The organism is Psychrobacillus sp. FSL H8-0487, assembly GCF_038008385.1.
Taxonomy (GTDB): Bacteria; Bacillota; Bacilli; order Bacillales_A; family Planococcaceae; genus Psychrobacillus; species Psychrobacillus psychrotolerans.
Genome location: NZ_JBBOZA010000001.1, coordinates 485,290 through 497,649, shown reverse-complemented (window position 1 = coordinate 497,649; position 12,360 = coordinate 485,290). Strand labels below are relative to the sequence as shown.

The window sequence follows — 12,360 nt, the reverse complement described above, 5'->3', positions numbered from 1 at the left end:
TTTTGAAAGGGTGGCGCTTTTAGCATTAATAATTAGCAATTGTTGTGGCGATTTGATCGATTACTGGAATTGTACTTGACTTATTTTTTTCTGTTAACACCGTGAATATAAGTGTTTCACCACTTTTAGTTTTTGCATAGCCAGCGAGAGATTTTATGTTTTTTAGACTACCTGTTTTGGCCGTTACATTACCTCTAGCAGGGCTTGCTTTTAATCTGTTTTTAAGCGTACCACCAATTAATCTATCGGAAGATCCCGCCACTGGTAGACTTTTACTATAGATAGGATACCAAGGCTCCAAGCGTACTAAGTACAAAAGTTTCGAAAGTTGGCTAGAAGTAACTTTATTGGAATAGGACATTCCGGAGGCATCTTCAAAAGTCCATTTGGAAGCATCAAGCCCAATCGATAATGCGTATTCATTCATAACAAGAAGGCCTGCCTTCCAGCTTCCTTCATCATGTATTACTTTTCCCATTTCCTTTGCCAATACTTCTGCATGTGTGTTATTACTTAGTTTCATAAATGGAATCATTAAATCCTTTAGTTCCATGGATTTCCTTGAAGCAAGAGCTTTTGCATTTACTGGCACTTTACCCTGCACAACTTTTGAAGCAGCAGTGAATGTAATACCTTTTTCTGCTAATGACTTTTTAAATACATCTAATGAGTAGGCTGTTGGATCCGTAACAGAAATCCATTCTTTTATACCGGAAGTTCCTAATGGAGAGTTTCCAGTAATAATTACTTTATTAGTTCCCACTTTACGAGTTACCTTTAATGTGTTTTTATATCCTTTAGGTACCGTTTTGGAGTTATTGACTACTTGTAAAACACCTGTTGCAGGTGTTAATGTAATACTTGTTGCTCTACCATTCTTACTTGGTTTTGCTGTAACAATAACTGATCCTGCATCATAATCCCCGTTTGGCGAAAGCGTTAACGCCGAGATAGGTGCAGCATAGTAATATGGCTCGTCCTCAGCTAAAATACCTGCAGAAAGTCGAACTTTGTCATACCAAGTATCATCTCCGACTAAATTCCCATTAACCTTTTTGATACCTTGTCTTGCCAATGTTGCTGCAAAATTATCTAAATGTGATTTTAATAATGTTGGATCCCCTTGACCTTTTAAATAGAGATTTCCTTTTAATATACCCTTTTCTACTTTACCTTCCGTCAAAACCGTCGTAGAGAAACGATACTTCTCACCAAGTGTTTCCAGTGCAGCTGCCCCAGTTAATAATTTCATTGTGGAAGCAGGAGTAATCCTTTTGTCTCCGTAATGTTCATACACAATTTCTCCAGTAGTAGCATTCCTTACCGTGACACTTGTAGAGGCACTTTTCATGCGATTATCAGCCATAATAGTATTGAGTTTAGTTTTTAAACTACTATACGAAGTAGCTGCCTCAACGGTATTATTTTCACTTGTAGAAATAAAAACAGATCCACTAATCATCACAATTGATACAACAGAAACTAATAGCTTTCTCCAAATCCTCACTCTATTCCTCCTAATTCGTCATTTAGTTACTGTTAGTTTAACACGTAATTGTCAGATAATAAGGAACTTTTTTAATCCTTACAAGAAAGTGGACCATTTACCTAGTAGACATTACTACAAATTAAATTTATACTTACCTTAGCTACTTTGCAAAGCAAGGTAGCATTTCTTTATACAACTACTTTGTTATGCAAGTTAGTGGAAGGGAGAAAAAAATGTCCATTAGAAGTCAACTACTCAAAGGAATACTTGATGGCTGTGTACTTGCCGTTATCGAAAAAGAACCAGTCTACGGTTATGAACTTTCTAAAAAACTCCAAAAAGTCGGTTTAGAGGATGTAAGCGAAGGCACGATTTACCCTGTTTTATTAAGACTTCAAAAAAACAAGCTTATTGTTGGTGAAATGAGACCTTCTGAATCTGGACCCAATCGCAAATATTATTCATTGACTTCAGCCGGACAAGAAGCTCTTGAAACAATTTCTATAGAATGGAACCAATTATCAGTACCTATTAATGCTCTATTATCGAAAGGGGATGAACCATTTGAAAGCACGTGAGTTAATCGAACAAAATAACAAAAAAAGAGCACTATTGACGGAGGAAAACGAGAAATATTACACGAACTTATTACTTTATATTCGAACGAAGCTAACCTTATCAGAGCAACAATCAGAGGAAGTTTTGATGGAGATGTTAGATCATCTTACGGAAGGTCAACAAGATGGTAAAACAGCGCAAGAAATCTTTGGCAATGATCCTAAGGGTTATGCAGATGAGATTATTAGTCATTTACCGCGTGAAAATAAACGCAAGAGCTTCATATTCGTAAGTGAAATAGCTATAAACTTGGTTGGATGGTTTTTAATAATGAGAAGCATAATTATTCCTATAATTGGTACTAAAGCTTCTGAAGAAGTATATATCATTTCTTCCCTACTTCTCATCCTATTGATAATGGTTATGACAGCTTTAGGAGTAAAAATGATATTCGGTTTAATAAGTCAAAGATCTTTTGATGAAAATGCTACTGATAAAAAGATGATGATTAGGGCTGGTTTATATGGGGCAGGAGGATTCTTAGTTATTTTGATCATCAGTTTTTTTGTAAAAGAGATAGGTCCATCCTTTATATTACCGTGGCAGTCTTCACTTGGTATTGGCGCTATATTGTTACTGACTTCATGGATCATGAAGAAATCTAGAATTTAAGTAACATAGACAGATGGAGAAATTACTCCCTCTCCATCTGCATTCAATATTTAGTCAATGGGTGATATAGCATTCGTTTTATCTATATAAATAAAAGCATCGTATCTGCTCCCAATTTTAGAAGGAACGTAATTTCCATAGGCTTCGAAGTCTGGATTATAGACGACACCAATAGCCCGATGCCCCACCCAATCATTAAAGAATGTTCGATTCTCCTCGTCAAAAATCAGAAGCTTATCAGAAGCTTCTACACCATGCAGCATATCTTCCCATGAATCTTTTCTTGCTGGAGGCACAATCATTCTCTTAGGAGTAGTTCCCCACTCATCTGCCGCAATAACCTCGCCACTATGAGTACCAAATCCAACCGAAAACACATTTTCACGCTTGTTCTGCATACGAAGAATTTCTCCTACGTTTGTCAGACCTTCTTTTTTCATATCTGTTGCCGATGCATCTCCAATATGAGTATTATGTGCCCAAATTATTATTTTCGAATCTTTCCCATGATAATCCATTATTTCGTTAATAGCTTCGACCATATGCTCATCACGAACATTCCATGAAAGTTCATCACTGCGAACCATCGCTCTGTAATATTCTTCTGCATTTTGCGCTACTAATGCATTTATCTTTAAATTTAAATGTGCTTCTTCCTTATCTTCATACTGCTTTTCGTTTGTGCGAATAGATGAAACTAACTTCGTTACTTCCTCCACACAAGCATCCGAGATGTGAATAGAGGAAAATGCATACGTTTCGGGATGACGGTTAAAAGGCTCAAAACAGGATATTGCTTTTTTGGCAAAAGCCATATCAGTTCCCTCCGGATTTGTTTTCCGCAAATAGTTTATCACTTCATCTAAAGATTCCCATAAACTATACACATCAATTCCGTAGAATCCTATTTTCCTGTTATCTTTTAGTTGCTTATTATGTTTTTCTAACCACATAACTAATTCCGAAATCTCTTCATTTGCCCACATCCAAGTAGGCCAGCGTTCGAATACATTTAGTACATTTTGTTTGTTGACGTCTGTATCGTAACCTTTTATAAATCTATTTACTCGCTGAGTAGATGGCCAATCTCCTTCTACCGCAATTAGAGTAAATCCCTTTTCTTCAATCAGTCGCTTTGTTAACTCTGCTCGAACTTTATAAAATTCTGAAGTTCCATGACTAGCCTCTCCGAGTAATACAACTCTAGACTCTCCTATAGCTGTTAAAAGAGGAGTGAAATCCCCTGGAGTATTAAATGGCAATGCAAACTTTTTAATAGCTTCTGTAAGTGATGTTATCGTAAACACTCCTTTTCATAGAAGTTTGCGTTACGCCAGTATCCTTTATACTGATAAAAAGTTATTGCAAAAGATAAAAAACAACTAGTATTTAGAAGTGGATATGGTATGATAGGAAAAATTAAAAAGCTATGAAGAGAAGAGTAGGTAATCGAATATCTTCAAAGAGAGCCCTAGTAGCTGTGAATGGGTAAGAATGAAGTTACCGAAACAAGCCTCTGAGCTTCACATAGGACTTGTACAGAACAAGGTATTATGTGACAGTTGCTCCTGTTATCGAGCTAGAGTATAAGCATGTATACATGCCGTACTTGAAAAGGTCACTAATGGCGACATTAGGGCAAACTAGGGTGGCACCACGACATATTAATCTCGTCCCTAAGACAACAGTCTTGGGGGTGGGGTTTTTTTATTGACCAAATTTAAATATGTCGGAGGTTTTAAAATGTACTCATTTAAATGGAAGTTCCCAATTTTATATTTGAGTTCCGTTGGAGTTGCCAATATTGGAGGATGGATATACCTATTAGCAATTAACTTAATGGTATTAGAAATAACAGGATCTGCTTTAGCAGTTGCCACTTTATATATTATCAAACCTATCACACAGTTGTTAGTAGGACCTTGGGCTGGAAGTATAATTGACCGTGTTTCTACTAAACATATTATGGTCTACTTGGACCTATTTAGAGCAATATTAATCTTCTTCATCCCTTTTTCTAATTCCGTCTTCATTATTTTTACACTAGTGTTTTTCATACAAATGGCTGGTGCAATTTTTGAGCCAGCTTCCTTCACTTATATGACGCTTTTACTACCTGAAAGTATAAGACATCGATTTAATGCAATCCTTAGCTTTGTCCATTCGGGTGCATTTGTAACTGGTCCATTAATTGCGGGGATTTTATTTATGATTGGTTCCCTCAAGGAGGCATTATTTGTAAATGTCTTTATTTTTCTATTATGTGCCGCTCTTGCACTTCTTTTGCCTAAGCAAATGTCTTCAGCTTCTCATGAAAATTCAAGAATTACTTGGTTAAATATCCGAAATGACTGGAGTTTAGTTGTATGTTTTAGTAAAAAGGCTATCCCATTTTTCATCTTATATATGATGTTTCAAATGGTAATGCTACTTACTGCAGCATTAGATTCCATGGAAGTAACATTTGCCAAGATGATTCTCAATCTCTCCAATACTACCTATGGTTCCCTTGTCACTATCGCTGGTATCGGATTTTTAATAGGTGCAATCTGCACTAATGTGCTAGTAAGATTCTTTCCCGCTAAACTGTTAATGAGTATAGGAACACTATTTGTCTCCATTGGTTATATAATCTACAGTTTTTCTACAACCTATTTGTTAGCTAGCATCGGATTTTTTGTACTTTCATTTTTTCTATCTATTTCTAATACGGGATTTATGACATACATTCAATCGAATATCCCTATCGATATGATGGGAAGAATCTCAAGTATTTATGAGATGCTTGCGAGTTTTATACAAGTCATCACTATTCTTTTAGTAGGATTAGCCTCTCACTGGTTTTCTGTAAAAGAGGTTGTGATAGGATGTTCTACTCTAATGTTTACTACAGCTCTTTACTTAACCTTACTTTCAGCTAGTAAAGTTAGGAGTAAATTAGCCTAATAGTATTCAACTTTTTGGTCTTTACAAAATTCATTTGAATATCTTTATAAGAATAGACCTTAAAAGTTTTTTAGTAACCTTAAACCGTGGTACGATTGGACAATAAATGTGTGAAGGACCAGGTGACGTTAACAAATGAAGAATAAAATTCAACATCTTACAAAAAGACAATGGATTATTTGGGGCGCCTTGCTATTAGTTTCAGTTTTCGTCTTATTAAACAAAGATATTGTGACGTCCTTATTACAAGGAGATATAGATGAGGTCCAACTCTTTCTAGAAAGAAATATCGGCTATGCACTATTTTTTATGGCACTAGTCATGATCATACAAAATTCATTTACTATATTTCCACTTATTCTCGTGATTACGATCAATATCACATTGTTCGGATTTATAAATGGCTTTTTGTGGAGTTGGTTTACGAGTATTATTGCATCCGTTATTGTGTTATATGGAGTTCGCTATGTTTTCCAAGAAATTATTATCGAGAAGTTCAACAAAGGTTTAATAGATAAGGTAGATGCAAATGGTTTTGCCTACGTACTTCAAGGTAGACTCTTTCCATTTATCCCAACTAGTCTTATAAATATTTTGTCTGGACTAAGTACAATTCGTATAATACCTTTCACAATAGCTACTGCAATTGGGAACTTCTTATATTTCTTTGTTCTTGCATTGATTCCCGCTGGAATACTTTCATCGGATGTAGATGAGTATGTCATTTTCGGTGTTATTTTTGCGACTATCCTTATTTATTATTTAGTGAAATATTTGAAACACCATAAAAAGAAAGAGAAAGAAAAAACGAAACCGGCAGAATAAGTTGTAGGAGTGATTTTTTGAAAGTAGCTATTTTAACGGATATACATGGAAATGAACTCGCATTACGAGCAGTATTAAACGAAATAGATACTAAAACAGATGTGCAGGAAATATGGTGTCTGGGTGATATGATTGCTATGGGACCAGATACGAACGAAGTTCTAAATATACTATTTGACCGCTCCGATGTTCGAATGATTACCGGAAATCATGATGAAGCAATACTATCCCTTACTTCAGGGGAGGGACATCCCGAGAGCTACAAGCATACACGTGAACATCATGAGTGGATTGCAAATCAACTATCCCATCAAAATGTCCAACGACTAGAGCAACTCCCACGAGTTATAACGAAAGAAGTTAATGGTACACGCCTTTTGGGAATTCACTATCATATCGAGCCACATCTCTTAGAAGCTCATATAAGAGAAGAGCCTTTTCATCCTATTTTAAAACCTACATTAGAAAATACGTGGAGTATGTTCAGTGAATATCCGGCGGATATCATTTGCTTTGGGCATAATCATCCCGAGCATTTATTCCAAATGGACAACAAGATAATGCTGAATCCAGGAGCTCTTGGAGTGTCTAAAGGAAATACCGCACCATATGCAGTATTAGATTTTACTTCAAGCAAACCAAATGTAACCATCCATCACGTCGCTTATGACAAAGAAGCTTTTCTACAAAAGTTTGAAACACTTCAAGTACCACAAAGAGAAATACTGTTTAAGCTTTTTTATATTTGATGTATCCAAATCTCTCCCAAGTACTACACTTTGGAGAGATTCTTTATATACTCGATGTCATATACTAACGCTACGATTTCTTTACTTGTATTCACTTGCGTAACGAAATTTAATTACAATCTAAAAATAAAAGGACATGTTAGCTAAATACGATCAATTGATTTTCCATAAGGAATTATTTTTACCCTCTACCTATACTCCCCTTTATTAAAATCCCAATATATTTTAACGTTTCTTTTGTCCTTGCACCTTGAATAATGCTTTGTGAAAATTGACAAGACTATTCCCTATAATTCCACCTATAATAGCACCAGTCCCTCCTGTACCAATAGCAGATAAAATAAACACAACGAGTGGTGGGTTATTCCCAGTTGCGATTAATATATAAATAGCAAATAATATACCGAAAATGCAAAAGAGAATGATCCAAATATAATGGTGTATTGTTAAAGACACCATTGATTCCTTACCCATATAAAATCCCCTTCCATTAAATTAAATGAAAAAGGACAGAAAATGGAACTCTCTGTCCTTCTTTCATCTAAAATCACTCACTGCACTATTTTTACTTTAAAAAAGCAGCAGTTAATCTCCTACATCAACTAGTTCTTCGAGAATATAAACTTAGTCAAATAACGTTACACTATATAGCCACCAACAACATTTATGGAGAATATCCCTTTAAGTAAATACTCTCCATCTGCTCCCAAAACTAAACCTCTAACTACGTGAATATAGAGATTTCCACCACTATTGCAACATTGTACAACCTTTACTTTTACTGACAGCTTCGGGATTTTGCAGGCTAAAGAAGATTCCTAGGAACATTTAATTTGGACAAAGGCTAAATAACCCCTTCTTGAGCAATAATATTTTTGGATTTTCAAGCTATAACATAAAAAGGACATCCATCTGGATATCCTTTTTGTCTATAATCATTTATAAAATTCTGTCGGTATCGCACCAATATTTCTGCGGTGGTACAGTAAAGGCTCTTTTGCTGCATTTTGAATATGAAGAACCTCGCCTATCATAATTGTATGGTCACCAGCTTCTACTTTGTTAAATACTTTACATTCTAGTGTTGCTAACGAGTTAGAAAGCACGGGCAAATTCAATTCTGATTTGTTCCATTCACACTCTGCAAATCTATCCTCCACTTTACTAGCAAATAAATTACATATATCTCCTTGGTCAGCAGCTAGAATATTTACCGTAAACTTATCTACTTTTAAAAACTCTTCATATGAGTATACTCGCTTATCAATGGACCATAATATTAATAATGGATCTAACGAAACTGAGGCAAAAGAATTTACAGTCAATCCCATTGGCTTCCCATCACTATTAAAAGCTGTCACTACTGTAACTCCTGTAGGATAATTTCCCATTGCTGCTTTAAAGCTAGCTACTTGATCTATTTTATTGTCCATCTTATAACATCCATTCTCTTTTTCTTTTAAGCATATCAAAACCATACATTTCTTTCACACATTTGGATTCATTCCAAGCTATTTTGTTTAAACTCCCTATTATCGGGTAAATATATACTAGAACACATTACTAACAAAAATGGAGGAATTATACATGACAGTCAAACTAACAGTTGAAAATGCAGTTCAAGCAAAACAAGAAATTGAAAAACTTGAAACACAAGGATACGTTCGAGACAATATTCATATTTTCGCCCATTTTAAAGAAAGAGCCGACGATATCAATGATGCGTTAGACACTTCGGATGTTGGGATGAAAGAACAAGGCTTTTTACAATCATTTAAAAACATGTTCACTTCTCGTGGAGACGAGCTTCGTAACAAAATGGAAGCTGCTGGTATTTCTAAGCAAGAAGCAGAAGCAGCTGAAAAAGAATTAGATGAAGGTAAATTAGTAATCATTGCTCATAATTAAATAATCGAAGTATATCCCATTCCTTCATAGGAATGGGTTTTTTAATTATTTTATTCACTAATTGGCGTTCTGGTGATGAACACTTGTAAATGGATCAAGCGATATATGCCGTTAATGTATTATGTACGGAATTCATGACTTAAGCTTCAGACTTTCCAATTGACTAATAGAGCAAATATTTTTTCTTACCCAAAACATGTCGTGCATTTTCAATGAAATTCATAAAGCTTCACTGTAATATCCTTCGATTTACTCTTCCCTTTTAAAGGACCTCTCATGCTGAAGTAACCACTCTTTTCTCCACAAACCACCTGCATAGCCTGTTAGTCTTCCATTTGATCCGATAATTCGATGGCATGGAATGATAATACTTAATCTATTTTTACCATTGGCGGTTCCTACTGCTCTAACAGCTTTTTCATTATTAATGGCAGTGGCAATATCTTTATAGGACCCGGTTTCAGCGTATGGAATAGTTGTCAAAGCGTTCCATACCTTTTTTTGAAATTCTGTACCCTCCAAGTTATAAGGAAATGAAAATACATGACGCTCACCCTTAAAGTATTCGTCCAGTTGAATAGAACAATCCACTAAAACCTGTGGGATTTCAGAGTTTACTGTATTACTCACTTCATCGCCCTCAATAAACATAATAGAACTAACTACTTCCTCTGTTCCCACTATTTCTACTATGCCAATTGGAGATTTGTAATCTAATTTATTCATATAAAGACCTCCATATATAAAAGGTGGCATACGCTTGCCAACCTTGCCAATTTGTTGCTACGTCTTTAATTTCCTCTATTGTCGGTTTACGATTAAGCCCTAATTGAACCTTTAAAGCATTATGAAGTCCGACATCTGCTATCGGAAAGGCAGATGATTGATGTAAGCATTTCATCAGCGCATAATCCGCTGTCCATGGTCCTACTCCCCTTATCCCCAGTAACGACTTTTTTGCTTGCTCATACGTTGGTTCTTGCAGCAACATTTCTTTTGTTAATTCGCCATTTGTCATAGCTTTTGCAACTCCAATTACATATTCAGCCTTCCGAACAGTAAATTGTAGTGTTATTAACTCCTCTACGCTTAGAGTCGCAATTCTTTCATATGTTGGATATAGCCAAAAAGTATTCCCTTCAAAGGTATGGCACTCCCCAAAGTGTTCAACAAAACGTTGCTTTAATTTGTACGCAAAGGTCAAATTTATTTGCTGCCCCATTATTGCCCAAGTTAACGCCTCAAATAAGTCTGGTATACACATCATCCGTAACCCGTAATATCTCTTGTGAATTTGTTGTAATATCTTGTCTTGTTTAGCTACCTCATAAAAAAGGCTCAAGTCTTGATCCAAATCAAACCATTCCCAAATATACGATGCTATTTCTTCATGACTGGTGATAGACAATCGTTGTGAGGGAAAATCTACATTAATTACATGTTGAGCGAACCCGATTCTACACAAGATTAATTCTCCATTTACTTTAATCAGCTTATATAGTAACTCATCTCTAATTTGATGTAACACTTCTTCTTGGGACCTACCCAAGAACACTAGGCATTCATCAAAATTGAATTCCTTCGGTGGATATATCTCAATAAACGTTCCGTGATTGCTCCATTGCATTACAGTAGCTCCTTTTTCGCAAGAATTCGATATTCACTTGGTGAACAATTCTTCAAACGACGAAACGCCTTATAAAAACTTGATGGACTTTGAAATCCAACATTATAGCAAATCTCAAGATTTGATAGATTTGCACTGCAAAGAAGATAGGCTGCTTTATCAATTCTTATTTTCTCCAAGTAAGTACGCGGAGTTTCTAACGTTTCCTGCTTAAACAAACGCTCCAGATAAAAAGGACTAACACCGACGCTATTGGCAATGTCCTGTAATACCAACTTTTCTTTATAATGATTAATTAAAAAGGTGGTTACATTTCTGACTAGTTCAGTACGCGGGGAATGGTCAACTTCTGGCTGACATCTTTTACAAGCACGAAAACCAGCATGTTCAACTTTATTGATGTCATAATAGAAATCTACATTTATTTTTTTCGGCTTTCTAGATTTGCACGATGGCCGACAGTATATTTTAGTGGTTTTTACTGCCGTAAAAATAATCCATCATACTTTTGATCGCAAGCCATGACTTTATCCCACATTTCATCAAAAGAAAGATTAAGTATATCCTCCATTGAATTCCACACTTTTCTAGGTCAGTAATCGTATAACAATGAAGTATCTTGTAGCTCCATTAATTGTGCAGCATTGCTGTCTAAAAAGGAAATGATTTTATCAGATAGGGCATTACCAAAGCTAAAACGTTGCACTCCCAATTCCTGCAGTACATGACAATTTGTAAGTTCCGGTAAAGACAATACATTAATTGGAGCATGTATGGTCATTGTGATTTCTTTAATCTCGTCATAGTCGATCATTCCAGGGACAAATATTCCACTAGCTCCACTCTCAACATAGGCCTTTGCACGATTTACTGTTTCATAGAAAGGGTTTTCTGTTTGAAAGTATGTATCAGTTCTAGCATTAATATAAAAATCTTGATAGCCATGATTATCTAATGCCATTCTGATTGCTGATAAAAGAGTACAATCTTCATTAATTGCTCTGAGCCCCATTTGTTTCTTGAGTGAGTCCTCAATATTAATGCCAGCCACCCCAACATCTGCCGTCCTTAAAACATTTTCAATAATTGTTTCCTTATCTTCTCCATAGCCTGCCTCAATATCTGCAGTAACAGGTATTTTTACATTTGCTGTGATCGTTTTAATAACTCCAAGATGTCTTTCAAAATCAATTAACTCTCCGTCAGCATATCCAAAAGAGTTCGCAATTCCGCAACTTGTTGTACCAATTGCTTTAAAACCTACCTTTTCTAAAGTTAAAGCGGATAACAGATCCCATGCATTACCTAAAAATAATATTTCTTTTGATGAATGTAATTTATTGAATTCCTGAATGAGATTCATTCTAACTCCTCCTAATGGTTGTTTACATTCATTTTACAAGGAGTTTGCGCCTACTTCGTCCTCATTCTTGCGCTTATGGTCGACAAAGTAAAAAATGCCAGGACCCATTAGGAAGACAAAGAAAATCCACATAGTTTACATTTACCTTTCATCCTAACCATGGATTAGAAATGCTTCTGAATCTATGCGATAATAGTAGAACTATCATTTTTACCAGTGAAAG

13 protein-coding genes, 1 pseudogene and 1 other annotated feature are annotated in these 12,360 nt (G+C 35.5%); of the genes and pseudogenes, 6 read left to right on the top strand and 8 right to left on the bottom strand.

The window, feature by feature from the left end:
* Positions 1-25: 25 nt before the first annotated feature.
* The gene (gene dacB, locus MHI47_RS02460; RefSeq protein ID WP_340829335.1) at positions 26-1,507 is read right to left on the bottom strand and encodes a D-alanyl-D-alanine carboxypeptidase/D-alanyl-D-alanine endopeptidase; all 1,482 of its coding nucleotides are present in this window, start codon (positions 1,505-1,507) and stop codon (positions 26-28) included.
* Between the two features lie 215 nt (positions 1,508-1,722).
* Between dacB and MHI47_RS02455 the strand changes: the two genes are divergently transcribed.
* Both MHI47_RS02455 and MHI47_RS02450 read left to right on the top strand, forming a co-directional pair.
* Positions 1,723-2,067: a PadR family transcriptional regulator gene (locus MHI47_RS02455; RefSeq protein WP_340768141.1), complete on the top strand. Its 345-nt coding sequence runs from the start codon at positions 1,723-1,725 to the stop codon at positions 2,065-2,067.
* Positions 2,054-2,719 (top strand): DUF1129 family protein, encoded by a 666-nt coding sequence (locus MHI47_RS02450; RefSeq protein ID WP_175496211.1) that lies wholly within the window; start codon positions 2,054-2,056, stop codon positions 2,717-2,719. Before MHI47_RS02455 ends, MHI47_RS02450 begins: the two co-directional genes overlap by 14 nt.
* Before the next feature lie 50 nt (positions 2,720-2,769).
* Here the strand turns inward: MHI47_RS02450 and MHI47_RS02445 are convergent, their stop codons facing one another.
* Complete coding sequence (locus tag MHI47_RS02445) at positions 2,770-4,017, bottom strand: erythromycin esterase family protein (RefSeq protein WP_340771312.1); 1,248 nt, start codon at positions 4,015-4,017, stop codon at positions 2,770-2,772.
* Between the two features lie 122 nt (positions 4,018-4,139).
* Positions 4,140-4,400, top strand: a binding site (T-box leader).
* 62 nt (positions 4,401-4,462) lie between these two features.
* Between MHI47_RS02445 and MHI47_RS02440 the strand changes: the two genes are divergently transcribed.
* From MHI47_RS02440 to MHI47_RS02430, 3 genes are all read left to right on the top strand, one after another.
* Positions 4,463-5,665 (top strand): MFS transporter, encoded by a 1,203-nt coding sequence (locus MHI47_RS02440; protein WP_340829334.1) that lies wholly within the window; start codon positions 4,463-4,465, stop codon positions 5,663-5,665.
* 135 nt (positions 5,666-5,800) lie between these two features.
* Entirely contained in the window at positions 5,801-6,490 is a 690-nt protein-coding gene (locus tag MHI47_RS02435) for a TVP38/TMEM64 family protein (RefSeq protein ID WP_340768138.1), read from the top strand.
* A 17-nt stretch (positions 6,491-6,507) separates the two neighbouring features.
* A complete protein-coding gene (locus MHI47_RS02430) occupies positions 6,508-7,239 on the top strand; it encodes a metallophosphoesterase family protein (RefSeq protein ID WP_340829332.1) in 732 nt (243 codons plus the stop codon).
* Between the two features lie 225 nt (positions 7,240-7,464).
* On the opposite strand, the gene MHI47_RS02425 is transcribed toward MHI47_RS02430, so the two are convergent.
* Both MHI47_RS02425 and MHI47_RS02420 read right to left on the bottom strand, forming a co-directional pair.
* On the bottom strand, positions 7,465-7,713 hold the full coding sequence (locus tag MHI47_RS02425) for a hypothetical protein (protein WP_093536005.1): 249 nt from the start codon (positions 7,711-7,713) through the stop codon (positions 7,465-7,467).
* Positions 7,714-8,174: 461 nt separating this feature from the next.
* The gene (locus MHI47_RS02420) at positions 8,175-8,672 is read right to left on the bottom strand and encodes a flavin reductase family protein (protein WP_340761375.1); all 498 of its coding nucleotides are present in this window, start codon (positions 8,670-8,672) and stop codon (positions 8,175-8,177) included.
* A 154-nt stretch (positions 8,673-8,826) separates the two neighbouring features.
* Between MHI47_RS02420 and MHI47_RS02415 the strand changes: the two genes are divergently transcribed.
* Complete coding sequence (locus MHI47_RS02415; RefSeq protein WP_093536009.1) at positions 8,827-9,147, top strand: general stress protein; 321 nt, start codon at positions 8,827-8,829, stop codon at positions 9,145-9,147.
* 249 nt (positions 9,148-9,396) lie between these two features.
* Here the strand turns inward: MHI47_RS02415 and MHI47_RS02410 are convergent, their stop codons facing one another.
* The 4 genes and pseudogenes from MHI47_RS02410 to MHI47_RS02395 all read right to left on the bottom strand — a co-directional run bounded on the left by MHI47_RS02410 (position 9,397) and on the right by MHI47_RS02395 (position 12,137).
* Positions 9,397-9,873 (bottom strand): methylated-DNA--[protein]-cysteine S-methyltransferase, encoded by a 477-nt coding sequence (locus MHI47_RS02410; RefSeq protein WP_340829329.1) that lies wholly within the window; start codon positions 9,871-9,873, stop codon positions 9,397-9,399.
* Positions 9,866-10,774 carry a DNA-3-methyladenine glycosylase family protein gene (locus MHI47_RS02405; protein ID WP_340829327.1) on the bottom strand — a complete coding sequence of 303 codons (909 nt, stop codon included), beginning with the start codon at positions 10,772-10,774 and terminating at the stop codon, positions 9,866-9,868. Before MHI47_RS02405 ends, MHI47_RS02410 begins: the two co-directional genes overlap by 8 nt.
* Positions 10,774-11,345, bottom strand: a pseudogene (locus MHI47_RS02400) (bifunctional transcriptional activator/DNA repair enzyme AdaA). The gene MHI47_RS02405 and the pseudogene MHI47_RS02400 overlap by 1 nt, the downstream one beginning before the upstream one ends.
* Before the next feature lie 21 nt (positions 11,346-11,366).
* Positions 11,367-12,137 (bottom strand): isocitrate lyase/PEP mutase family protein, encoded by a 771-nt coding sequence (locus tag MHI47_RS02395; protein ID WP_340829325.1) that lies wholly within the window; start codon positions 12,135-12,137, stop codon positions 11,367-11,369.
* Positions 12,138-12,360 lie beyond the last annotated feature (223 nt).